The sequence below is a fragment of the Francisella sp. AG1 genome (assembly GCF_057683165.1).
Genome location: NZ_CM173135.1, coordinates 1256770 through 1280612 on the forward strand (window position 1 = coordinate 1256770; position 23843 = coordinate 1280612).

The window sequence follows — 23843 nt, forward strand, 5'->3', positions numbered from 1 at the left end:
TTAGTTTCCTCCTTGTGTATTTGGTAATAATGCTTGTTTTTGTGCATTATCTAAACCATAAAAGATGTTTTTAGCACCATCACCATCAATAAGGAATATCTTATTATGCTGAAGAACTTCAGATATAGTATTAAAATACATTTGATTAGTAACAATATCTGGATTTTTCTTATAAATTGGTAATAGCTGATCAAACTGTGCTGTTTCACCTTGAGCTTCTAATACTATTTTTTGCTTATATGCATTCGCTTGATCAAGTATTCTCTGCGCCTTACCTTGAGCTACTGGCACTATTCTATTTGCATAACTCTCAGCATCATTTTGCTCTCTCTCACGATCTTCACGAGCTTTAATCACATCATCAAAAGCACTCTTAACGGCATCAGGAGCTTGAGCTGGTTGCATTATAACTTCACTCACATAAATACCTGTTTTATAAGTCTTTAATAAATTTTCCATTTCTTTACGGACTTGTTGAGTTATTACAGCTCTATTTGTCGTTAAAATCTGCTCAAGTTTATTTTCTCCTACAACCTGTCTCACTGCACTTTCTAAAGCTTGTTGCAGTAACTTTATAGGATTTGTATTTGCAAATAAATAGTCTTCCAAATTAGAAATACGATACTGTACAGTAAATGAAATATGTACAATATTTTCTTCAGAAGTTAGCATATCTCGCTTTAGTGAAGTTGTTTTTAGTTCTTGAACATTCTCTTTTTTCACTTTATCAAGCCCAATTGGATACCAATGTAATCCAGGCTCTACCATTTTAGAGAACTTACCAAGCCTAAGTACTGCTGCTTGTTCTGCTGGCTGTACAATATAAAAACCAAACCCTACCCATGCTGCAATAAGAACTACAATAATTATAGTTGCTATCTTCTTAATAGGTGGAGCTTGAAAAGTAGGTTTGTTTTTATCGGCATTTTTTGAAAAAATACTCTCACTATCATCACTATTGTTTTTTTTCTTTTTACCAAAAAACTTCTTAATTAGCTCTTCTATATCTGGGGGTCCTTGCTCTGAGTTTTTACTCCAGAACCATTTCTTTTTTATTTTTTTTATCATGCACTAATCTTCCTATACTTTTAAAAATAGTATTTTCCATTTACACCGTACCTATTATATCTAAAAAAATCTACATTTTTTGCACTATCTACAAATAATTTATAAATGCTTGGTAAAGCTATATTGAATAACTAGGTTTATAACACTAAAATTTAACTAGAGATAGTATAAATTAAAGGAGTAAGTATGAGAATTGCAATCAATGGATTGGGTATAGCAGGTTCAACTTTAGCATGGTGGCTTAGAGAGTATGGATTTGAGCCAATCATTTTTGAAAAATTTCCTGAAATTAGAACTGGGGGTCATTTGGTTGATTTCTGGGGTCCTAGCTGTGAAATAATGAAAAAAATGGAGCTTTTTGAGCAGTTAAAAGATAAAGCATATAAAATAAAAAATATTCACTGTTTCAATCAAGATGGCAGAAGATCCTCAAAAGTTGATATTTCAACTTTAATCAAGAATAATTATGATGAGTTTTTAAGCGTTAAACGTGGGGATATCTCTTCAACAATATATAAAGCCTGTCAAGGTATAGATACCAGATTTGATACAACAATTGAAAATATCAAAGAAACAAAAGATATTATTATTGCTGAACTTTCAGATGGCACTAAAGAAGAGTTTGATCTAATAATAGGTGCAGATGGATTACATTCTCATATTCGCTCATTGGTATTTGACAAATCAGAGTATGAAGAATACGATTTAAATAAATATGTTGCCGCTTTTTCATTAAAAGAGTACAAGCATATTGAAAAATTCACTTATGCTATAAGTGTTGGCGATTGCCAACAAGTTGCTAGAGTGTCTCTAAATGAAGATGAAACTCTTATAATGTTTACCCTTGACTCAAGCCTTGTTGATAAGCTTCCAGTTACATTAGAAGATAAGAAACAACTGCTCATATCTACTTTCAAAAACTTCAAATGGGAAACCCCGTACATTCTTAGCATGCTAAATGATGTGGAAGAAATCTATTTTGATAAAGTTAGTCAAATTAAAATGGAAACTTGGCACAAAGGTAGGGTTGCTCTTATTGGTGATGCTGCAGCTTGTCCTTCTGTCTTAATGGGGCTTGGCAGTATATTTGCCATAATTGAAGCCTATATACTTGCTGGTGAGCTTTATAAAGCCAAAGGTGATTATGTTATAGCATTTAATCAATGGCAAAATCAGCTTAAGGATATTATTGATAGAAAACAAAAACTTGGCCTGACAAATTTATCATTAGCCGCTAATGAGGAAATAGCTCATAAATATCTATCTACGATAACAGTTAAAATATCCTCAACGCCTATTATTTCTAAGTTTATTGGTGCTGGAATATTTAATGAATCAATAAAGCTACCTAAATATAAATAAACTCTAAGTTTTAATAAAAAATTGCTCTAAGCTTAGGTTAGATTCTCTTTCAAAACGTAAAAAATCAGCTTCAGATATTTTTATTACTAATAAATAATTACCTTGCTCTGATATAGTTTCTTTATCAACAACTCCTAACTCGTACATCATTGCTCTAAGCTTAGAGTACTTAGAAGGTAGTTCAATTGTTTCGTTAATCCAAGTTTTGTTAAAAAATGCTGCTAAAGATTGATAAAACTTATCAATACCAACGCCATTTTGAGCCGACAAATAAACTCTACCAACAATACTATCTTCGGAATCGTCTAACATTACAAAACCTGGATAAGCATTTTCAAGTTTATCTATCTTATTATAGACACAAATCATCTTTTTATCTTCTATACCAATTTCTTTCAAGACTTTTTCTACTTGCTCAATATAGCCTTTGTGATCTTCATCAGCATAATCAATCACATGTACTAAAAGATCAGATTCTATAGCTTCTTCTAAGGTGGCATGAAAAGCTTCTACCAAATTATGTGGTAAATTTTTTATAAACCCTACTGTATCAGAAAATATAACTTCCCCTAACTTTGGTACATTTACCTTACGCAATGTTGGGTCAAGAGTGGCAAATAATTGATCTTTGACTAAAACCTGAGCATTTGTGATCTCATTAAATAAAGTTGATTTTCCAGCATTTGTATACCCCACAAAAGAAATCGTTGGAATATTATTCTTTTTACGTGAAGATCTACTTAAATCACGATGATGCTTTACTTTATCTAATTTTTGAATAATTTGCTTAATACGTTGCCGGATAAGTCTTCTATCTATCTCTAACTGCGTCTCACCTGGCCCACCTCTCACACCAATACCACCTTTTTGTCTCTCAAGGTGAGTCCATCCTTTTACTAGTCTGGTAGATTGATAATTAAGCTGAGCAAGTTCAACTTGTAGTTTACCTTCATAAGTTTTAGCACGTAATGAGAATATTTCTAGAATAAGTCTAGTTCTATCCATAACTTTACATTCAAGAAATTTTTCTATATTACGTTCTTGAGATGGACTTAATGGATGATTAAACACAACTAAATCTGCTTTTATTTCATCGCGCTTATTTTTTATCATTTCCATTTTACCCATACCACAAAAATACTTGATATCAGGTTCAGGGTGATTGAAATCTAAATTCTCTAAAACAACTTTATCTGCTGCCGACACTAAGCCCTCAAGCTCAGATAAATCAGCATTTAGATAACGATGATATTTAAAATTTATATTTACAAGCAAGCACTTACTGCCAGCTTTATAAGATTCGAAAAATTCCATCAATCTCTCCGAATGGAATTATTAAAGAAAAAAGAGAGGATATTATTACTCGTTAGCATTACCTTCATTCTCTTGAACTTCAAGATCATCAGAATGTACATCATTAACATTCTCATCTTGTTCATCATTTTGATTTTGGTGATACGGATTAAAAGAGCTATAAACCATTCTTACACTTTTAGCTGGTACTATAGTAGAAATAGCATGCTTGTAAACCATTTGATTTACAGTATTTCTAAGTACAATACAAAATTGATCAAACGCTTCTACTTGACCTTGTAATTTAATACCATTTACTAGGTATACAGATACACTTACTTTTTCTTTTCTTAGCGCATTCAAGAACGGGTCTTGTAGAGATGATATTCTAGACATTGTTTCACTTCCTTTTAGTTATTTTATTATTTTTATTATTTTATCAAGTTTAACAATTAAACTTCGCGATACATTCTAACAATATTCTAGCTTATCAGCAAATTTATTTGACTAAATTAATCGCTACAATCAGGATTAAGAGCACTACAGTTAACTTCCTTATGATTGCTACTAGTAGATATTCCTCCTATGATAACCTCTTTATCTGATGTAGCTGTGCGCAAAACTGTTGAAATCTCAATATTACTCATTCCACCGTTATTTGTGATTACAACCCCAGTAATTTTATAGAAAGTTGATACTAGGTTTGAATTAAATAAAATCATAGTAGATACGGGTGATGATTGAGTCTTGACATTAGTCCGTGCTTTGCAAATAATATGATTTGCCTCATTTATCTGAGAGTCTTGCTCTACAGACGTATAAATATACATAGTATTTTCTTGAGAATATTTCATTAAAATATCAAATGATTTTTTATTTATTTGATTAAATATTAGGTTATATTTATGAGATCCTTTTTTAACTATTACATCCTCACTGGCATAATATAGTTAATCTGATAATATTGTGCTAAAGACGTGAGTAATAGCATCAGATAAATTATCAAAAGAATTATTTACTTTTCTTAAAATTCTTTTAAAATTGGCCCAAATTTTTTCTATAGGATTTAAATCAGGAGAATAAGCAGGAAGGTATAGTATCTGTATATCAAACTTCTCTGCTATTTTAGCCAATTTAGGAGACTTATGAAAACTAGCATTATCCATAACAACAGTAGTCTTTGGAATTAACTCAGGACATAAATGCTTTTCAAACCACTGATTAAAAATTTGAGTATCTGTATATCCAGTATACTCTAGCGGTGCTATAATCTTCTTTTCTAAATAGTTATAACCAGCAACTATACTTTTTCTCTGAGTTTGATAAGCAATAACTTCACCATAGCTAGGTTTACCAACAAGAGACCATCCTCTTAGTACAGACTGTTTATTATCCATACCCATTTCATCTAAATATACAAGTTTGTTAGGTTCAATAGTCTCAACAACCTCTATAAAACTTTGCCTATCTTGTTCTTTTCTTTGCTTATATTTAGGTGTCTTTTTTAAAAACTAAAACCAAGTCTGGTAAGACAATCATAAAATGTGCTTCTAGGTATTTCAGGAGCTAATGCTTCTCTAATATCTAAAGCCATTGCATCTGGATATGTTCTTAAGTAGCTTTCTATCGCTTCCTTATCTGTAAAGGTTGCTACTCTACCGCAACCCAAGCCTTGCTTAGATTTATAATCACCAGTTGTCTCGTATAAGTTTATCCAAGATCTAGTAGTACGGATATCTATATTAAAAAAATTACTTAGCTCTTTGTCTGTTAGGCCTTCTTTATATTTAGTTATTACGATATCTCTGAAATCTTGGCTATATGATGACATTTTTTCTAAATATTATAACATTATTGTCAAATAACTATCGGATTAACTATAGGTGATTTTTTACCTGCCATTATATCTTTGGCATTTACTATAGGATCAAAATAATTTGCATAGTAACGAGATATAGTCTCAGGAGTAACTGCTCGCTGATATGAGTAAACATAATCCTCAGCTGTTACAGGCTCGCCATCTGACCATTTAGCATTTTTCCTTAGATTAAACACATAGGTTAATCCATCTTTAGAAGCACTCCAGCTCTTAGCTCCTGTTGCGACAATTTCAGCATTTTGGTTATATGCTACCAAGCCTTCAAATATATCTGCAATAACTCTACTTGAGCTAGTATCACTAGCTTGTTGTGGATCTAATGAAGGCATATCAGATGCTACATTTTCGATTAAAGTATTATGTTTACTGGTAGATTCACCAATAGTGGGTTCATTATCATCCTTTGAACATGAACAAACAAGTAATGATGATGTTATTAGAGATAATAACGCTAATTTTCGCAATATATTTTTCAAAACTAAAACTATTAATTAAACACTAGTAGTTTCAATCTAGTCGATACCTTTAGCGCATTCAATTAATTATACGGTAAAAACATAAAAATTTTTAGCTAGAAAAAAATTGATTTTAAAGAAAAAATAATCTTCTGAAACAGGATATTTTGATAATCACTATATGACTTAATTACATTATCACATACTAAAAAAAGCTAAAACCTTACTCTCTTTATCTGGATCTTCCATAAAAATGCTCTTAAGATCACCTTGCCAATTTCTAATCCAAGTAAGTTGACGTTTAGCAAGCTGACGTGTTGCTACAATACCTTTATTTATGAACTCATCATAGCTAATATCACCATCTAAATACTCCCAAGCCTGTCGATAACCAACACTTCTTATCGCTGTTGTATACTTGGTTAGATTAGGGTTTTTTCGTAGCTCTTTAACTTCATCTAAGAATCCTTGCTCCAACATCTGCTTAAATCTTAGCTCAATATTTTTATGTAATATTGATCTATCATTTGGAACTATTGCACATAGCTTCAATTCTTCTTCCAACCCCCCAAGCTTTGAAGTTTTGATAAGTTTAGAATATGTCTCACCACTTATCATTATCACTTCTAAGGCTCTAAAGATTCTTTGCTGATCATTAGGATTGATTTTCTGTGCAGACTCTAGATCCATTTTTGCTAGATGTTGATGAAGATACTGTAAGCCTTTAGACTCTCTCTCTAATTCTAGTATTTCTCTAATTTCAGCTCGAGATTCTGGCAAATTTGACAACCCTTCTATCAACCCCTTAAAGTAGAGCATAGTTCCACCTACTAGCAATATTTCTTTACCTCTAGACCAAATCTCTCGTTTTAGCTTAGTTACACTAGATATAAACTCTGCTACTGAAAAGCTCTCTACTGGCTCAATGATACCTATAAGATGATGTATAATACCATCTTGCTCTTGTGTACTTGGCTTAGCTGTTCCTATATCCATACCTTTATATACAAGCGAAGAATCGACACTAATAATTTCAGCATTGATTTTTTTAGCTATAGATATTGAAAGAGAAGTTTTCCCAGAAGCTGTTGGTCCAGCAATTGCATATATTTTTTTATTCATTTAGATATTTTTATAGTTAACTGTGATAGTAATATTACGTTTAAGTACCTGCAAATAAAAATCCAATTCAGCTTCTTTATAAGCATTAAGCGCCTGGCTAGGAATTTGATTTTCACTATCAGTTTTTGGTTCAACTTTTATGACTTTATAAATATAAATATCTCCACTTTGAGTTTGGTAACTATGATATTCATCATTACTATTAAACATCACATATTTATTGAATTTCTTACTAAAATTTGTTGAATCATTAGAGATGATAGCCTTACTAAAATCTTGATTAACTTTTTTATTTCTTAATTGCTTCAAAAGTTTTTGTGATTTTTTTATTGCAAGTTCTTTTGATTTTTGTTCAACGAAAGATTCTTTTACTATAGCTTTAACTTCATCAAATTTTTGTGGTGTAGCTTTTTTTGAACTAGATACTTGATATACTAGAACTTTATTATCAGATATTGGAATACTAGCATATCTATTTGAGTTTACAAAAAATAAACTATTTTTAATATTTTCAACCGTTTTGTCTGTATTATCTAAAATAGATACTATTTTATCTTTACCTAATTTACTTTCCAACTTGTTAAATTTAACACTATCAACTCCTTGTGTGAACAAATTAAACTGTTCTAAAGCCTGTCTATTTTGAATAATTTTTTTAATAGTCTCTTTTGTTTTATCATCAAAACTATTAAATAGATCATTATGTGTATCATAGTACTCTTTTATCTGCTCTTTATTGACACTATTTTTAACAAAAAAACTATCTTTTGAAACTAAATAATACCCTATACTTTTTTGTGCTGGATTTACATATTTAGATCTGTGTTGATTATAGTATTGTTCTAAATCTACTTGTGTTGGTTTGATACTTACTTTTAATTCATCAGGAGAAATTTTTATATAATTTATATTTTTATCTACAGAATAAATACTCGCTAATGTCTGATTTTCATAAGTAGTGATAAACGATGTATCAGTGATAGTTTTTGGAATTAAACTCGTTTCAATATTTTGTGAAATTATTTGCTCTAATTTAGACATACCTCCCAAGTATTGTGCTACTTGCTTTAGTTTTTCACTAGAAAATTTACCATCTTTATCAAAAAACATTGGGTTAGTAAATATTGCTGATTGTAAGGTTAATTTAGATACAACTATGTTATGCTGCTGAGCATCTGATAAAATTAAGTACTGATTTATCATTTGATCTAAAACTTGACGTTTTTGCTGCTTTGTAGTCGCTTGTTGAGCATATTGCTGAAACTGTTGCAAGCTTATTTCATTATCTCCAACTTTTGCAATATAAGACCGGCTTCCCCCCATACTTGTAAAAAACAAACTCATACCTGAAATCACAAATATAAAACTTATAGAAATAACCACTATCCATGTAAAAGGACCTTTTAGCCTATCATTAAAAGACTGTAACATTTTACTAACCTTAATTAATCACAATTTTATTAACTTTTTAGATATTATAGATAAAAAAAAGCATACTGTTAAGTATGCCTTTAAAAAAATCACTTTTTGTACATATTTTATTATTTTACTGCATCTTTAAGGCCTTTGCCAGCTTTAAAACTTGGGACTTTTGAAGCTGCAATTTTAATAGTTTCACCAGTCTTTGGATTTCTACCTTCTCTAGCACTTCTATCCTTAACTTGAAAAGTTCCAAAACCTACCAAAGTTACACTATCGCCATTTTTCAACGCTTTAGTTACAGCAGCAATAGTAGCATCTAGAGTGTTGCCGGCAACTTCTTTAGTAACATCTGCTTCTTTTGCTATAGCACTTACTAATTCACTCTTATTCATATTATAACTCCTTTTGTTTTATAAACTGACATATGTCAATTAATTTTATAACACTAAAAACATAGTGTTTCAATACAAAAATATCAAAAAACCTTCTCTAAAACTTCTTTTATACTATTTACAGGTGTTATTTGAAGCTTTTCTGTGATTTCTTTATCGACATCCGCAAGATTTTTAACATTTTGCTTAGGTATTAAAACCTCTGAAATGCCTCCTCTTAAAGCTGCTAAAAGTTTCTCTTTCAAACCTCCAATTGGCAAAACATCTCCACGTAAAGTTACCTCACCAGTCATTGCTATATCATTTCTAACAGGTTTATCAGTATACACTGAAACAAGAGCTGTTGTCATAGCGATACCAGCACTTGGACCATCTTTTGGTGTAGCTCCTTCAGGGACATGAATATGGACATCTTTCTTTTCATAAAAATCATCTGCTAACTCATATTCTTTAGAAATGGAACGCATAACACTAAATGCAGCATCAATAGACTCTTTCATAACATCGCCCAAGCTACCAGTGTATTTAACTTTTCCTTTACCTGGCATAGCTAGAGCTTCAATTGTAAGAAGCTCCCCACCTACAGAAGTCCATGCTAGACCAGTAACTTGACCAACTTTAGCTGTAGAATTTTTGATACCATAGTCAAATTGCTGGACACCTAAATAATTCTCTAAATTTTTTTGTGTAATAGAAACTTTACCTACTTCTGAATCCTTTAAGAGATTCTTCACTGCTTTACGGCATACCCCATCAATTTTTTGCTGCAGATTTCTCACACCAGCTTCTCTAGTATAATACCTAACAATATCCAAAATAGCTTTAGGAGTAAAATTGATTTCTTTTTTAGAAAGTCCATTATTTTCTAAAGCTTTTGGTAAAAGATACTGCTTTGCAATTGCTTGTTTCTCAATTTCTGTGTAACCAGATAAATTAATAATTTCTAATCTATCACGCAAGGCTGGATCTATATCTAAAGAATTTGCAGTAGCAACAAACATTACTTTTGATAAATCATAATCTATTTCAAGATAGTGATCATTAAAAGTGCTATTTTGCTCTGGATCTAGAACTTCGAGTAAAGCCGCCGATGGGTCTCCCCTAAAATCAGATGATACCTTGTCTATTTCATCTAATAAAAATAAAGGATTTTCTGTTTTTGATTTAGTGATTTTTTGGATTATCTGCCCAGGCATAGAGCCGATATAAGTACGACGATGTCCCCTAATCTCAGATTCATCACGGACTCCACCTAGTGCCATACGTACATATTGACGCCCTGTCGCTCTAGCAATAGACTGACCGATAGATGTTTTACCAACACCTGGAGGACCTACTAAACATAGGATAGGTGCTTTTGTATTACTATCTCTTTTAATCTGAACAGCCAAATGTTCAAGTATTCTTTCTTTTACTTTTTTAATACCATAATGATCTTTTTCTAAAATTTTTTCTGCAAGATTGATGTCTTTTTTAACTTTAGCTCTCTTACCCCAAGGCAAAGAAAGTATAGTTTCAATATAGTTTCTTGAAACTGCTGATTCTGAAGAAGAAGGTGGCATAGCTTTTAGCTTTTTAAGCTCTTTTAAACATTTTTCTTTAGCTTCCTCAGACATCTTTGTAGTCTCAATTCGCTTCTTTATTGCTGAAACTTCTGATTCTTCATCAGCTTCACCAAGCTCTTTATAAATAGCTTTAACTTGTTCATTAAGATAATATTCACGTTGATTTTTATCAACTTGAGATTTTACTCTATCTTTTATTTTAACTTCCAGCTCTAATATTTCTAATTCTTCATAAAGGCATGTCAAAAGCAATAAAGCTTTATTTCTAATATCGCTAGATTCTAATATCTTTTGTTTCTTAGCAATCTCAGAGTTAAGAACCGTAGATATTTCATAAATAAACTTATTTGGCTCTTCTATATCAATCAGACTTACTAATGTTTCTTTTGATACTTTTCCACTAAGGTCAACAAATTTTTTAAGTGAATCAGATATTGATAATAATATAGCTTTTAATTCTTTATCTATCTGACTAGGATCATGACTATCATCAATATGCAAGCTATCAAGATTTGCATAAATACAACCATCATCATTATGATATTTTTCAACTAATCGTTTAGCTACACCTTCGACTATAATTTTCAAAGTACCATCAGGAAGCTTCATGACCTGTATGATCTTAGCAAGTGTTGCTATATCGTAAATATTATCAACGACATCACCAGTACTTGAACCATTCTTTTGAGTAGCTAATAAAACATAATTATTATAATTATTTGATGCCTGTTTAACAGCTTCTATTGATTTCTTACGCCCAACGTTTAACGGAATAGTCATCGATGGATATATAACCACATCCCTCAAAGGGATAACAGGAACAACACTTAACGTTTCTGACATAGACTCACATACTCCTGTAAATATTTAAATTATATCTTTTAATTGTTTTTGTTCTTTTGTTTTAGTTACTAAAATAGGTTCTTGTTGATCAAGCGCAACCTTATCATTAATAATAATCTTTTCAATCTCTTGTGAAGATGGTACATGAAACATTACCTCGAGAAGAACATTCTCTAAGATAGTCCTAAGCCCTCTAGCACCAGTTTTTTTCATAATTGCTTTTTTAGCTATTTCAACAAGAGCTTCATCAGTGAATTCAACATCCACACTATCAAATTTAAATAATTTTATATACTGCTTAATAAGAGCATTTTTAGGCTCTGTTAAGATCTTAACCAAATCATCTTCAGTTAGCTCATTTAACACAGTAACCACAGGTAAACGACCTATTAGCTCTGGAATCAATCCAAACCTTGTTAAGTCTTCACTTTCAACTTTTTGCATTAACCTTTGGGTATCTAAGTTATTTTTCTGCTGAATAACATCAGCATTAAATCCAATACTAACCTTATCCATTCTATGCTTAACAACTTTCTCAATACCTGCAAAAGCTCCCCCACATATAAAAAGAATATTTGAAGTATCAACTTCAATCATATCTTGGTTAGGATGTTTTCTTCCACCTTTAGGAGGGACTGAAGACACTGTACCTTCGATAAGTTTCAATAATGCCTGTTGAACACCTTCTCCTGAAACATCTCGAGTAATAGACGAGCTTTCTGATTTACGTGCTATTTTATCAATCTCATCAATATATATAATACCTTTTTGAGCTTTAGCAACATCAAACTCGGCATTTTGTAATAGACGAACTATGATATTTTCAACATCATCACCTACATAACCAGCTTCTGTAAGAGTCGTAGCATCTGCGATTGCAAAAGGAACATTAAGAAGCTTGGATAAAGTTTGTGCAAATAATGTTTTACCCGAACCTGTTGGGCCGATTAGCAAAACGTTACTTTTTTTAAGCTCTGTATCATCATCTGTGACTGCTGAAGTAATTCTTTTATAATGATTATATACAGCTACTGACAATACTTTTTTAGCATTGTTTTGACCAACAATATAATCATCAAGATATTTTTTTATCTCAACAGGTTTAGGAAGTTTGTCAAAAGAAATATCTTCAGCAGCCATAGTACTATCACCACTATGAATTCTACTCGCACATTTAGCCACACATTCATTACAGATATTACCATCCCTACCCGAGATGATATTTTTAACTTCTTGCTGTGACTTACCACAAAAAGAACAATATAGAATTTTAGCCATTTTAAAATCAAGCCTTCCTTATTTTATTTAATTATTGCCTCACGAGACTCAATCACATGGTCAATTAAACCATATTCTTTTGCTTCATCTGCCATCATAAAATTATCTCTATCAGTATCTCTAACGATAGTTTCCATATCCTGATTTGTATGATGCGCTAAAACCTTGTTCAACCTTTCTTTAATACGTAAAATATTTTTAGCATGAATTTCAATATCCGACGCTTGACCCTTAAAGCCACCTAGAGGCTGATGAATCATAATTTGTGAACTTGGCAAACTATACCTTTTACCACTAGCTCCACCAGCTAATAAAAGTGAGCCCATGCTAGCAGCTAAACCAATACAAATTGTATTCACATCTGGCTTAATAAACTGCATAGTATCATAAACACCCATACCCGCAGTAACCATACCACCTGGAGAATTTATGTAAAAATAGATATCTTTTTCAGGATCTTCAGATTCTAAAAACAAAAGTTGCGCAATCACTAAATTAGCTGACTGATCATTTACTTCACCATTTAAAAAAACTATACGTTCTTTTAAAAGTCTCGAATAAATATCGTAAGCTCTTTCACCATTAGAGCTTTTTTCTACAACAGTAGGAACTAAATTATTAGTTATCATTTATAACCTCATTTAATAAACTAGATAAATTAAAATCCAGCTTGTTGCGCTTGCATATTTTCTTTAATAATTTCAAAGAAATCTTCTTCTTTTTCTGTAACTTTAGCCTGATCTAAAACCCAATCAGCTAATTTATTTTCAATAACTAATGCCTTTAAATTAGAGATCTCTTTTTCATTTTTCTTGATTTCTTTTTTTGTTTTTTCTGGCTCTTCATAAGCTTGAACCATCTCGTTTAACAAACTATCAACATCATCTTCTGTAGCTTCAAATTTTTGAGATCTCATTACATTATCAAGTACTAGACTAGTCTCAACTTTTTGTTTAGCATTAGCTTCAAATAAGTTATCAGGTAACTGATTTACATCAAATTTCTGATCGCCTCCCATTTGCTTAACTAAATTTTGTTTAGCTGCTTCAATTTCTCTTTGAATTAAAGCTTTAGGAGTCTCAAATTCTGCAATCTCTCTTAAACCTTTGAAAACTTGATCTTTAACTTTTCTTTGTAAGATAAACTTAAGTTCACGCTGCATATTTTCTCTAATCTCATCTTCAAAAGTATCAACACCACCTTTTACACCAAATTTTTTAACAAATTCTTCGTCAATTTCCGGCAATTCAGCTTGTTGAATATCTTTAACAGTAATATCAAATGTAGCCTCAGCGCCTGCAAGGTCTTTATTTTGATACTCTGCAGGGAAAGTTACAGTAATAGTTTTTTCTTCATCTTTTTTCATTCCAATGATTCCATCTTCAAAGCCCGGTATCATTTGACCAGAACCGATTACAAGCTCTTGGTCATTAGCAGTTCCACCTTCAAAAGTTTCACCATCTTTTTTACCAACAAAATCAATTTTTACTTTATCTTCTTTTTCTACAGCTCTATCAACACCTGAATATGTAGCTAACTGCTTTCTAAGATTCTCTATCATTTGTTTAACTTCTTTATCAGTAAGTTCAACAATAGGTTTTTGCACTTCAATTTTGTCATATCCTGTTACTTCAAACTCAGGGAAAAGTTCAAGATTTGCAACGAACTTAAGAGGTTCTCCTTCTTTGTTCTCTTTAAGATCAACTTCAATGCCAGCAACTGCTAATTTTTCATCTTGTATCGCTTTTGAATATTTTTTAGGTATAAGATCAGAGATGATTTCCATACGAATTTGCTCACCATACTTTTTCTTAACCATGCTAGCAGGAACTTTACCAGGTCTAAAACCATCTAATTTTATAGTTTTAGCTGTTTCATTAATTCTTTTTGATACTTCTGTATCAATTTCATTAGCAGATACTTCTATCAATAGTGAACAATTAATTCCTTCTTTTTTCTCTACAATTACATTCATTTTAAAGTTTTCCTTTTATTTTATTTAACGATTTTCTAGTAGCAAATTTTAACTATCATCTGTTAGATTGTCTATATCTTTATTATAAATATATGACAAGCTAATATATTTATTGTAGAATCTAGCTATTTTCTATTAAATACAAAGACTCATGTTAACTATTATTATAAGTATTTGTTTATTAATAACACCTTTTATAATAGCATTTTTACACTCAAGCATCATTTACACAAAACAACATGCTAATATTTATGCAAACTATTTCATTATTAGCAATATAAGTTTCTTTTCTTTTATTAACAGTTATGCCTATTTAGTAAATGGGGATAGTATCAGTAAATTTCAAGGATGGATTTTTACACCTGCAATTTTTCAAATAGGAATCTTTCAGCTAGGACTATTTATATTTTCAGTTTTAGCATTATTTAAAAATAATCAATTTAAAGCTGCTTGTTTGATATATTTTAGCATTTATACTATTTTAAACTCTCTCACTTTATTTAATAGCTATATTTATAGTCCATATATGGCAGCTATATTTGTTACCAATATAGTAGCTGCATTAGTTGCTTATTTACTATATAGAATTTTAAATAAATAATTAAAGGCAATATCTGGATTTAATAGCCTTAATAGCTTGTCCATATACTATATCCATTTCCTCCCTAGAGCCAACACCTCCGCCGATTTCATAAAGTTTACCATCCCCAACGCCATAAATAGCTGCATGAATAGTAAATTTCAAACCCTTTGCCCAGGCTGCTTTTACAACGGTAGTTTTACAAAGATTTAAAGCTTGATGTAATGCATTAATCTCACACATCATATCAATTTTTTTCTTCATATAAGTTTCTTCATCATCTTTTAGATAAGCAAGCGTCTCTTCAATAAACTCTTTATTTTGCTCTTTCACCTCACGAATAGATGTCAACCAGTTATCAATTAAACCATAGCTCTTATCCTTAACAACTGTCTCTATACCACCGCAAGCATAATGCCCACAAACAATAATTTTCTTAACTTTCAAAACTTCTATAGCAAATTGCAATACTGATAAACAATTTAAATCCGTAAGAGATACTACATTTGCAACATTTCGATGAACAAAAACCTCACCAGGTACCAAGCCACAAACCTGGTTTGCAGGAACTCTGCTGTCAGAACAGCCAATCCAAAGATAATCAGGGGACTGACCTTTTGATAATGTTTCAAAAAAATCAGGCGTTGTCTTTTTAATTTCTTCAGCCCATTTTCTATTACCTTCTATTAATTCAGCAATATTACTCATTTAATTTCCCTTAATTATGTGAATTATTTTTCATATATTACAATTCATATATTATATTAATATAAGTTAATGAACAAGCTTTTATACAAAAATTTATTCAGAAATTGTTACCTCGCCTTGTAGAGATATTTTAAAAGCTTCTTTGATTTGTTGATGAGTTATATTCGGCTGAGATAATAGATAAAAAAGTTTTCCAAAAGTTGCTTCATCAGTCATATCTCCTCCAGATAAAACACCAATTTGCTTCAAATCATGAGCAGCCTTATAAGTGCTCATATCTACCGCTCCATATAAGCATTGTGTGCAATTAACTATTGCTATCCCTTGATCATTAGCCTTCTTTAAATTATCTAAAATCTTTTGATCATTAGGAATATTTCCTGCACCATAAGACTTCAGAATTAAGCCTTGTAACGGCAATTTTAAAACACTCTCTAGCATTCTAGCACTTATACCTGGAAATATGCTGAGGATGGCAATTTCAGGAACTATACCAAAATCAAGAGATGGTAAATTGCTGATAGGAGATTTTCTTTGCCATAATCTTTGCTCTTTAAGATCAACCTCTATTCCCACATAAGCCAAGCTTGAATAGTTTGGAGATATAAACGCATCAAAATCAGTTGCCGAAACCTTAGTTGTTCTATTCCCACGACGTAGTTTTTGATTAAAGTAAACACACACCTCTTTTACTTTATCATCACATGCAAAGATTAGACTGTTTATAATATTTGATATTGCATCAGATCTAATTTTAGATATTGGGATTTGAGAGCCTGTAACAATTACAGGCTTTTGAATTTCACCCAGCATAAAGGATAATACAGATGCTGTATAAGCCAGAGTATCCGTTCCATGCAAAAGTACAAAACCATCATAATCTTGGTAATTTTTTATAATATCTAATGCTAACAGTTTCCATCTTTTTGGGTCTATGCTTGATGAATCTATAAGGTTATCATATTCTTTGATCTCAAACTTTGGCATATTATATTCATAAAAATCTCTAACACTCTCTATAGCTTTAGTTAAATATCCTGGTTCAACATCATACCCATGCTTAGTGCTAAGCATCCCAATTGTACCACCAGTATATAAAACTAAAACTTTTTTATGACTAAGGTTGCGCATACTAACAACTCCCTACCAGCTCTGCAACTGCTTTATTTGCAAGCTCATCAGCCTTCTCATTACCAGGATCTCCACTATGTCCTTTCACCCAACTCCAAGTAACGTTATGTTTTTGCGCTAAACTATCTAACTGTTGCCATAAATCCTTATTTTTAACCTCTTTCTTAGCAGCCGTTTTCCAACCATTTGCTTTCCAATTATCTAGCCATTGATTAATACCATTTTGCAAATACTTAGAATCCGTAAAAATAGTTATATCACATCTTCGCTTTAGCATTTCAAGAGTCTTAATAGCCGCCAAAAGCTCCATTCGATTATTAGTAGTATCTTTTTCACTACCATATATTTCTTTATCTATACCATTATAACTAAGTACAGCACCCCAGCCACCAACACCAGGGTTACCTTTACATGCTCCATCGGTATATGCTATTACATTATTTTTTCTTTTGAGAATTACCATATATTTCCCTAACACTACTACTACAAACCTTCCCTTTGACAGGCTCTTTCACAAAATCTTCCACTTTCAAAGCATCTGCAGTAAAAAAAACATCTTTTTTAAATACTACAACAAAATTTTTACTGGCAACTTTTTTAAACATATTAATAATAAAATTGTTAGTAACATTCATTAGATATAATTTCTTACTAATGAATCCATTTGCCAAAAATTTTGATACCAGCTCATACAACCTAACTTTCTCTAAAGAAGCTACGACCACCTCACCATCATCAGCCAAACAAAAATGTAATTGATTTAATAAAATTTTCATCCGCTTTGAACCACTTACAAAACTTTCATCAAATATTATAAGATCAAAAAATTTATGCTCAAATGGCCATACTCCAATATCAAAAATACATCCTGCCGGATTCTTTATTTTTAAGTAACCAGAACAAACCACTAACTTCAAAGCATTAATTTTATTAAAAGACTCTTGCTCTGACCCTGTAATTACAAGAGCTTTCTTATACCATCTTTGATTAAGATACCTAACGATAATTCGCTCTTTTTTTTTCATAACTAAGTCACCAAAGCTCTCATTCTAGTAAAATAATCAGGGCAAGTCTTATTCACAGCTTCTGCATTTGAAACTATAACACCCTCATATTTCAAACCTAAGAGAGCTAAAGACATAGCAATTCTATGATCGTTATAACTATCAACTTCTGCAGGTCTAAACTTACTTCTAGATGGTGAAATTAATATGCTATCTAAAGTAGTTTCAACATATATCCCAAGCTTAGTTAGCCCCTCAGTCATAGCAGCAACTCTATCAGACTCCTGACCTCTTGTATGAGTTAAGCCTATGATATGAGTATCTGAATTTGCAAAACAAGCTATAGCTGCTAAGGTCATAAAAGTATCAGAGAAATTCCGCATATTAACCTTAACACCCTTTAACTGTCCTGGACCTGTCACTTGCACACCATCTTCAAAACAATCTACTTTACAGCCAATTTCTTTTAATACTTCTAAAAACCTAATATCACCCTGTTTGGATCTTTGAGTTATATTCATAACTTTGATACAAGACCCCGTAATAGCCGCAAATGCCCAAAAATATGACGCGGTAGAAACATCAGGTTCAACCACATAAGTCTTAGGTGAAATATAGCTTCCCCTCTCAACTTTATATATATTATTTTCAATCTCGACATTAACTCCAAATTCTGCCATAACTTTTGTAGTCATATCTAGATACGGTTGCTTATGATCACTAATAGAGTTTAAAACCAAACCATATTGCATAAAAGGCGCAGCCATAAGTAAGCCAGAAGCAAACTGAGAGCTTTTCTCACCATCCACATCTATATTTTTTCCCACTAAACCATTTGCACTCATAGTTAAAGGCATCGAATATTTATTCTCATGATAGATCACATCCATACCAAGCAATTCCAATGGTTTTAGCTGATCCGCTAAAGGACGATCCATCATTCGCTGTTTAGCATATATATAATATTTACCATTTTTTTGTACAGCACACATAGGAATTATAAACCTAGTTAAAGTTCCAGATTCATTACAAAATATTTTTGCATTAGAATTAATAAACTGACCATTACAACCAGTTATTACTAAAGATTTATTTTCTTGCCTATGATTAAGTTTACATCCCAATTCTTTTAACGCTTGAACACAAGCTAATATATCAGCACTATTTGGTAGATTTTCAAAATTAGTTTGACCACCAGCCATAGCTGCTATTATCAAAGCTCTATTCGAAATACTTTTCGAACCATCAAGATAAACCTGCCCATTAATGCTTGATTTTATTTTAGCTATAAAATCTTTCATTTCTCTATAGTTAAAGTAATTATATTAGGATTAATATTAACATAATCATTAGGTTTTACTGAATAAATTATATAAGATAAAAAGATTAAGATCTGTTTTTTACAGCCTTTTTAAGCTTAGCTAAAGCTTCTTCTTCTATTTGACGAACTCTTTCTGCCGAAATTTTATATTTAGCCGCCAAATCTTGTAATGTAGCCTTTTTATCAAGCAAATATCGTGACATAACAATATCTTTCATACGAGTGTCAAATTCACTCAACACATCTTTAACAATGCTCTTAAAATTATCATAATAGTCCTGCTCAACAATTTGGTGCTCAATATTAGAGGATTTATCTTCTAAATATAAACTTTGTTGATTAGTTTGATCGCCATTATCATCATTATAAGGAAGATCAAGACTTGCGTCCCCTTGACACATTCTTTTTTCCATTTCAATAACAGTTTCTTCTTTAACATTAAGCTCCTCAGCCAATTGTTTAATGTCTTCAGAACTTAACCAACCAATCTTATTCTTACTACTCCTAAGGTTAAAAAATAACTTGCGTTGAGCCTTTGTAGTTGCAACCTTTACTATTTTCCAGTTTTTGAGAACATAATCATGCATTTCAGCCTTAACCCAATGTACTGCAAAAGATACTAATCTTACCCCTTGCTCAGGATCAAACTTACTTACTGCTTTCATGAGACCAATATTACCCTCTTGAATAAGATCCGCAATAGACAAACCATACCCAGAAAAATTTCTTGCTATTTTAGTTACAAATCGTAAATGTGACAATACAAGTTGTTGCGCAGCATCTAAGTCTTTTTTATACTTATACCGTCTTGCTAAATCCTGTTCCTCTTCCAAGGATAATATTGGTAATGTATTTACAAAATTCAGATAAGAGTTGAGATTATTATCAGATACGACTGGTAAGCTTTTTGTTTTTGTAGCTGGTAATAATTTTTTTTTAGCCATTATGGCTCCTATTATTGATAATAATATACTTGTTTTAATTGATTGATTTGTGATTGCTGCTGTTGCAATACCTGAGAAAATTCTTTTTGCATTTGCATCATAGCTGTTTGTAGCTGAATTATTTTTTGATCTTGCTGTTTAGTATAAGCCACCACTTGATCTATTGTATTTTTTTTATACATTTGTTTAGCATACTTCTCTTGGGCTTGTTTTAGCTTATCTAAACTTACCCAACCTACTTTACCATTATTTATTTCGACCACTTCACACCAATTATTTTGTTTACAGTAAAAAACATTATAATTATCTTGATTATTTAAGGTTATTGTTCCAGAGACTGCAGACTTTTCATCATCCGTTAAGTATATATCTACAAGTTTTTGATAATCATTACTTTCACCTTGCTTACTAATTGTTGATTCCTCAACTTTATTATTTGTTGACATTGCTAAGCAAGAACTTACCCCAACAACTGCAATAGAAAGACCTAAAACTACTTTTCTCATACATTCTCCTTTTGTTAATCCCTACATAATAATTATACACTGTTTAACTAACAAAATTATTAAAATAATTAATTAAAGTATCGGAGTCTCTTCTTTACTAATTTGCTTTGGAAGCAGGGATTCTCTATTTAAGCCTAATGCTACAGCAATAACTCCTGCAACATAAATTGATGAATAAGTCCCAACAATAATTCCCAAAATAAGAGCTAATGAGAAATTATGAACAGAAGCGCCACCAAATAAGAATAATACAACCACAACAAGCATAGTTAATCCAGAAGTTAGTATAGTCCTAGACAAAGTATCATTAATACTTCTATTTACAGCTTCAACAACACTTGCATTACGCATTTTTCTGAAGTTCTCCCGAACTCTATCATAAATCACGACAGTATCATTTAATGAGTAACCTATAACAGCTAATACTGCTGCCAATACAGTTAAATTAAACTCTAATTGAAAAGCAGCAAACACTCCCAAAATAACAATTGGATCATGTAATAAGGCTATACATGCACTTATTCCAAACTTCATCTCAAACCTAGCACTAATGTAAATTAATATACATACTAATGCTACAATAATAGCTAAAACCCCATTACTTGCTAGCTCTTTACCAACTTGAGGACCAATATAATCAACTCCCTCAACTTTAACACTAAGAGCATTCTCAACCTCTTGTTTTAGATGCTGTTGCGCATTTTCTAAATCTTGTGATTTTGAATTAACTTCATCAGGAGCAAATTTAATCAGATAACTATTGTTATCACCAAAGGTTGTAATACTTGTATTTTCAAAACCTATTTTTCTCAATTTCTGGGTCATGTCTTCAGAGGTTACTAGTCCAGAAGCTTGAATATGAACCTGATAACCCCCGGTAAAGTCTAAACCCAAATTCAAACCTTTTGTAAATATAAAAAATAATGACACAATAATCATTATCACAGAAAAAGCCGTAGTATATTTTTTAATTCCTAAAAAATCAATTTGTGTTTTTTGCTTAAAAAATTCCATTATAAATCCAACCTAAAATTATATTCCTATAGAAATTTTGTCTAACTTTTTCTTCTTACCATAAACAAAATTTGTCATGGCTCTAGACACAGTAACTGCTGTAAACATAGATGTAATAATACCAATCATCAAAGTGATAGCAAAGCCTTTAACTGGACCACTACCAATAAAGAATAAAATTACAGCAACGATTAATGTCGTAATATTAGAGTCAACAATTGTTGTAAATGCTTTCTCATAACCAACATGTATAGCGCTTTGACGTGGCATACCTGCGCGAATCTCTTCTCTAATTCGTTCAAATATCAGTACATTACCATCAATTGACATACCGAGATTAAGTACAATACCAGCGATACCTGGCAAAGTCAAAGTAGCCCCTGGAATAATTGACATCACAGCAACAATCAACACTAAATTCATTATCAAAGCTATATTTGCAATAATACCAAAAACCCTATAATAGGCTAATATAAAGACAATAACCGCGATAAGAGATATCACTATTGATAGCATCCCCTTTTCAATATTATCTTTGCCTAAACTTGGACCTATCTGTTGTTCTTGAACAATATGCACTGGAACTTGTAATGATCCAGCCTTAATCATCAATGCGAGATTATTTGCTTCTTTTTGATTCAAACCTGTTATTTGAAAATGTGAACCAAGAGCTGATTGTATTGTGGCTACATTAATTAACTTCTCTGTTTTGTTAACTATATTTTTTTCATTACCATTTTTATCTTTCACTTTATCATAAGTAGTGTTTACAAGCATAACACCCATTGGGTTACCAATATTTTTAGCTGTTATTTTTCTAAAACTACTAGCCGCACTCCTACTCAACTCAACCATAACGATCGGGGTGCCTGTTTGACGATCAACAGAAGGATTTGCTCCTATAATATCAGCTCCACCAGCAACAGCATTTCCTTTCAAACTATAGTAACTTTGGTAGCCCCTACCATTATCTAATGAATAAACCTTATAGCCTTGCTCTTCTATAGCCAACCTATTTGTTACTGGATTTACTAAATAAAAGCTAGCTGTAGAAGTTCCTCCTAAAATTTGCTTAGCTTGGGTAGCATCTTGCATCCCAGGAATCTCAATAACAACACGACTATCACCTGCTTGAGCAACAGATGCCTCAGCAACACCTAAAGCATTAATACGATTCCTCATTACAGTTACAACTTGAGAAATAGCTCCTTGTCTTAGCTGAAGAATTTTAGCACTATTGTAGGTAATAAATACGGTATAGCCTTTAGTAGTATAAGAAATATTTGGATCTTGATTCTTTTTAAAATCAGAATTTAAGTAATGTACAAGTTTACTAACCTCGGCAGTATCTGCTAAAGTCACAGATACAAAACCATTATCAATATATTCTTGTGGGGCCTTGATAGCTAGTTTTTCTTCTGATTTAGTTGAGCTTGAAATACTTATATCATCATCTTTAGCCGCATTCAGTATAATCCCTAGAGAATTATCAAGTTGAGCATCTATTGCTGCTCTAGTATCAGCCTCTAGCATCAGATACATTCCACCACGCAAATCTAAACCCAAATTCATAGAGTTAGCACCAACTGCTGATAACCACAGAGGAGAATTAGATAGCATATTCATTGCAATAATATAATTATGACCCAGACTTTCTTTTAGTACTTTCTTAGCCCTAAGTTGCTCTTCCACATCTTTAAAGGTTATAGCTATATTACTTTTATTATCAGACAGATTAGCTCTTAAATACTCTACTTTTTCTTTATCCAAAGCTTTTTCAAGCTTTATTAATAGCTGCATATCTACATCACTATCTTTTTGGGATATTTGTAAAGCAGGACTTTTACCGAAAACATTTGGTAATGCATAAAAAATAGCTAAAGCCAATATAAGAACTATTAAAATATTTTTCCATAATGGAAACTGGTTTATAGGTAAACCTTTATTATTACTCATCGAAAAATTCCTTTATTAAAAAGAA

General features: G+C 31.6%; 24 protein-coding genes. 2 read left to right on the forward strand and 22 right to left on the reverse strand.

The features are described 5' to 3' along the window. Complete coding sequence (hflK, locus tag ACR0PV_RS06570) at positions 1–1068, reverse strand: FtsH protease activity modulator HflK (protein WP_488172339.1); 1068 nt, start codon at positions 1066–1068, stop codon at positions 1–3. Positions 1069–1254: 186 nt separating this feature from the next. Here hflK and ACR0PV_RS06575 point away from each other — a divergent pair, with 186 nt between their 5' ends. Beyond that, positions 1255–2430, forward strand: coding sequence for an FAD-binding domain (locus tag ACR0PV_RS06575; protein WP_488172340.1), 1176 nt, complete (start codon positions 1255–1257; stop codon positions 2428–2430). A 3-nt stretch (positions 2431–2433) separates the two neighbouring features. Here the strand turns inward: ACR0PV_RS06575 and hflX are convergent, their stop codons facing one another. The 12 genes from hflX to tig form a co-directional block, all read right to left on the reverse strand. Next, positions 2434–3744 (reverse strand): ribosome rescue GTPase HflX, encoded by a 1311-nt coding sequence (gene hflX / locus ACR0PV_RS06580; protein ID WP_488172341.1) that lies wholly within the window; start codon positions 3742–3744, stop codon positions 2434–2436. A 45-nt stretch (positions 3745–3789) separates the two neighbouring features. After that, complete coding sequence (gene hfq / locus ACR0PV_RS06585; RefSeq protein WP_488172342.1) at positions 3790–4119, reverse strand: RNA chaperone Hfq; 330 nt, start codon at positions 4117–4119, stop codon at positions 3790–3792. A gap of 116 nt (positions 4120–4235) precedes the next feature. After that, on the reverse strand, positions 4236–4553 hold the full coding sequence (locus ACR0PV_RS06590) for a hypothetical protein (RefSeq protein ID WP_488172343.1): 318 nt from the start codon (positions 4551–4553) through the stop codon (positions 4236–4238). 120 nt (positions 4554–4673) lie between these two features. Next, positions 4674–5554 (reverse strand): IS630 family transposase gene (locus tag ACR0PV_RS06595; RefSeq protein WP_488172344.1). Its coding sequence is split into 2 segments (ribosomal slippage): positions 4674–5230 and positions 5230–5554, totalling 882 coding nucleotides; the frame shifts between segments, so codons are not numbered across the junction. 26 nt (positions 5555–5580) lie between these two features. Then, positions 5581–6066, reverse strand: coding sequence for an ABC transporter substrate-binding protein (locus ACR0PV_RS06600; RefSeq protein ID WP_488172345.1), 486 nt, complete (start codon positions 6064–6066; stop codon positions 5581–5583). A 189-nt stretch (positions 6067–6255) separates the two neighbouring features. Next, positions 6256–7179: a tRNA (adenosine(37)-N6)-dimethylallyltransferase MiaA gene (gene miaA / locus ACR0PV_RS06605; protein WP_488172346.1), complete on the reverse strand. Its 924-nt coding sequence runs from the start codon at positions 7177–7179 to the stop codon at positions 6256–6258. After that, positions 7180–8610, reverse strand: a complete 1431-nt coding sequence (locus tag ACR0PV_RS06610) for a peptidylprolyl isomerase (protein WP_488172347.1) — start codon at positions 8608–8610, stop codon at positions 7180–7182. A 110-nt stretch (positions 8611–8720) separates the two neighbouring features. After that, on the reverse strand, positions 8721–8993 hold the full coding sequence (locus ACR0PV_RS06615) for an HU family DNA-binding protein (protein ID WP_488172348.1): 273 nt from the start codon (positions 8991–8993) through the stop codon (positions 8721–8723). Positions 8994–9076: 83 nt separating this feature from the next. Continuing rightward, a complete protein-coding gene (gene lon, locus ACR0PV_RS06620) occupies positions 9077–11401 on the reverse strand; it encodes an endopeptidase La (protein ID WP_488172349.1) in 2325 nt (774 codons plus the stop codon). A 24-nt stretch (positions 11402–11425) separates the two neighbouring features. Further along, a complete protein-coding gene (gene clpX / locus ACR0PV_RS06625; protein ID WP_488172350.1) occupies positions 11426–12679 on the reverse strand; it encodes an ATP-dependent Clp protease ATP-binding subunit ClpX in 1254 nt (417 codons plus the stop codon). A 23-nt stretch (positions 12680–12702) separates the two neighbouring features. Then, a complete protein-coding gene (gene clpP, locus ACR0PV_RS06630) occupies positions 12703–13308 on the reverse strand; it encodes an ATP-dependent Clp endopeptidase proteolytic subunit ClpP (protein WP_488172351.1) in 606 nt (201 codons plus the stop codon). A gap of 29 nt (positions 13309–13337) precedes the next feature. Next, complete coding sequence (tig, locus tag ACR0PV_RS06635) at positions 13338–14654, reverse strand: trigger factor (RefSeq protein ID WP_488172352.1); 1317 nt, start codon at positions 14652–14654, stop codon at positions 13338–13340. Positions 14655–14805: 151 nt separating this feature from the next. On the opposite strand from tig, the gene ACR0PV_RS06640 reads away from it, so the two are divergent. Continuing rightward, on the forward strand, positions 14806–15255 hold the full coding sequence (locus tag ACR0PV_RS06640) for a DUF6790 family protein (RefSeq protein WP_488172353.1): 450 nt from the start codon (positions 14806–14808) through the stop codon (positions 15253–15255). Here ACR0PV_RS06640 and ACR0PV_RS06645 read toward each other — a convergent pair whose 3' ends face one another. The 9 genes from ACR0PV_RS06645 to secD all read right to left on the reverse strand — a co-directional run bounded on the left by ACR0PV_RS06645 (position 15256) and on the right by secD (position 23818). Further along, positions 15256–15942, reverse strand: coding sequence for a carbonic anhydrase (locus ACR0PV_RS06645; protein ID WP_488172354.1), 687 nt, complete (start codon positions 15940–15942; stop codon positions 15256–15258). 93 nt (positions 15943–16035) lie between these two features. Beyond that, the gene (gene ansA / locus ACR0PV_RS06650) at positions 16036–17073 is read right to left on the reverse strand and encodes an asparaginase (protein ID WP_488172355.1); all 1038 of its coding nucleotides are present in this window, start codon (positions 17071–17073) and stop codon (positions 16036–16038) included. 1 nt (position 17074) lies between these two features. Then, positions 17075–17536 (reverse strand): ribonuclease HI, encoded by a 462-nt coding sequence (gene rnhA / locus ACR0PV_RS06655; RefSeq protein WP_488172356.1) that lies wholly within the window; start codon positions 17534–17536, stop codon positions 17075–17077. Beyond that, a complete protein-coding gene (locus ACR0PV_RS06660) occupies positions 17511–18098 on the reverse strand; it encodes a class I SAM-dependent methyltransferase (RefSeq protein ID WP_488172357.1) in 588 nt (195 codons plus the stop codon). The genes rnhA and ACR0PV_RS06660 overlap by 26 nt, the downstream gene beginning before the upstream one ends. Before the next feature lie 2 nt (positions 18099–18100). Next, on the reverse strand, positions 18101–19378 hold the full coding sequence (gene aroA, locus ACR0PV_RS06665) for a 3-phosphoshikimate 1-carboxyvinyltransferase (protein WP_488172358.1): 1278 nt from the start codon (positions 19376–19378) through the stop codon (positions 18101–18103). A gap of 85 nt (positions 19379–19463) precedes the next feature. Next, positions 19464–20342, reverse strand: a complete 879-nt coding sequence (gene rpoH, locus ACR0PV_RS06670) for an RNA polymerase sigma factor RpoH (protein WP_488172359.1) — start codon at positions 20340–20342, stop codon at positions 19464–19466. 11 nt (positions 20343–20353) lie between these two features. Further along, entirely contained in the window at positions 20354–20848 is a 495-nt protein-coding gene (locus ACR0PV_RS06675; protein WP_488172360.1) for an SH3 domain-containing protein, read from the reverse strand. Between the two features lie 72 nt (positions 20849–20920). Continuing rightward, positions 20921–21862, reverse strand: a complete 942-nt coding sequence (secF, locus tag ACR0PV_RS06680) for a protein translocase subunit SecF (protein ID WP_488172361.1) — start codon at positions 21860–21862, stop codon at positions 20921–20923. Positions 21863–21880: 18 nt separating this feature from the next. Next, positions 21881–23818: a protein translocase subunit SecD gene (secD, locus tag ACR0PV_RS06685; RefSeq protein WP_488172362.1), complete on the reverse strand. Its 1938-nt coding sequence runs from the start codon at positions 23816–23818 to the stop codon at positions 21881–21883. Positions 23819–23843 lie beyond the last annotated feature (25 nt).

What these genes read in the sequence shown, in the direction of transcription:
- miaA (WP_488172346.1), bottom strand. Translation starts at nt 7,179, where the DNA reads ATGAATAAAAAAATATATGCAATTGCTGGACCAACAGCTTCTGGGAAA.
- ACR0PV_RS06640 (WP_488172353.1), top strand. Translation starts at nt 14,806, where the DNA reads ATGTTAACTATTATTATAAGTATTTGTTTATTAATAACACCTTTTATA.
- ACR0PV_RS06645 (WP_488172354.1), bottom strand. Translation starts at nt 15,942, where the DNA reads ATGAGTAATATTGCTGAATTAATAGAAGGTAATAGAAAATGGGCTGAA.
- tig (WP_488172352.1), bottom strand. Translation starts at nt 14,654, where the DNA reads ATGAATGTAATTGTAGAGAAAAAAGAAGGAATTAATTGTTCACTATTG.
- ansA (WP_488172355.1), bottom strand. Translation starts at nt 17,073, where the DNA reads ATGCGCAACCTTAGTCATAAAAAAGTTTTAGTTTTATATACTGGTGGT.
- rpoH (WP_488172359.1), bottom strand. Translation starts at nt 20,342, where the DNA reads ATGGCTAAAAAAAAATTATTACCAGCTACAAAAACAAAAAGCTTACCA.
- secD (WP_488172362.1), bottom strand. Translation starts at nt 23,818, where the DNA reads ATGAGTAATAATAAAGGTTTACCTATAAACCAGTTTCCATTATGGAAA.
- hflK (WP_488172339.1), bottom strand. Translation starts at nt 1,068, where the DNA reads ATGATAAAAAAAATAAAAAAGAAATGGTTCTGGAGTAAAAACTCAGAG.
- secF (WP_488172361.1), bottom strand. Translation starts at nt 21,862, where the DNA reads ATGGAATTTTTTAAGCAAAAAACACAAATTGATTTTTTAGGAATTAAA.
- hflX (WP_488172341.1), bottom strand. Translation starts at nt 3,744, where the DNA reads ATGGAATTTTTCGAATCTTATAAAGCTGGCAGTAAGTGCTTGCTTGTA.
- lon (WP_488172349.1), bottom strand. Translation starts at nt 11,401, where the DNA reads ATGTCAGAAACGTTAAGTGTTGTTCCTGTTATCCCTTTGAGGGATGTG.
- ACR0PV_RS06575 (WP_488172340.1), top strand. Translation starts at nt 1,255, where the DNA reads ATGAGAATTGCAATCAATGGATTGGGTATAGCAGGTTCAACTTTAGCA.
- ACR0PV_RS06660 (WP_488172357.1), bottom strand. Translation starts at nt 18,098, where the DNA reads ATGAAAAAAAAAGAGCGAATTATCGTTAGGTATCTTAATCAAAGATGG.
- aroA (WP_488172358.1), bottom strand. Translation starts at nt 19,378, where the DNA reads ATGAAAGATTTTATAGCTAAAATAAAATCAAGCATTAATGGGCAGGTT.
- ACR0PV_RS06590 (WP_488172343.1), bottom strand. Translation starts at nt 4,553, where the DNA reads ATGTATATTTATACGTCTGTAGAGCAAGACTCTCAGATAAATGAGGCA.
- rnhA (WP_488172356.1), bottom strand. Translation starts at nt 17,536, where the DNA reads ATGGTAATTCTCAAAAGAAAAAATAATGTAATAGCATATACCGATGGA.
- ACR0PV_RS06610 (WP_488172347.1), bottom strand. Translation starts at nt 8,610, where the DNA reads ATGTTACAGTCTTTTAATGATAGGCTAAAAGGTCCTTTTACATGGATA.
- ACR0PV_RS06615 (WP_488172348.1), bottom strand. Translation starts at nt 8,993, where the DNA reads ATGAATAAGAGTGAATTAGTAAGTGCTATAGCAAAAGAAGCAGATGTT.
- hfq (WP_488172342.1), bottom strand. Translation starts at nt 4,119, where the DNA reads ATGTCTAGAATATCATCTCTACAAGACCCGTTCTTGAATGCGCTAAGA.
- ACR0PV_RS06675 (WP_488172360.1), bottom strand. Translation starts at nt 20,848, where the DNA reads ATGAGAAAAGTAGTTTTAGGTCTTTCTATTGCAGTTGTTGGGGTAAGT.
- clpP (WP_488172351.1), bottom strand. Translation starts at nt 13,308, where the DNA reads ATGATAACTAATAATTTAGTTCCTACTGTTGTAGAAAAAAGCTCTAAT.
- clpX (WP_488172350.1), bottom strand. Translation starts at nt 12,679, where the DNA reads ATGGCTAAAATTCTATATTGTTCTTTTTGTGGTAAGTCACAGCAAGAA.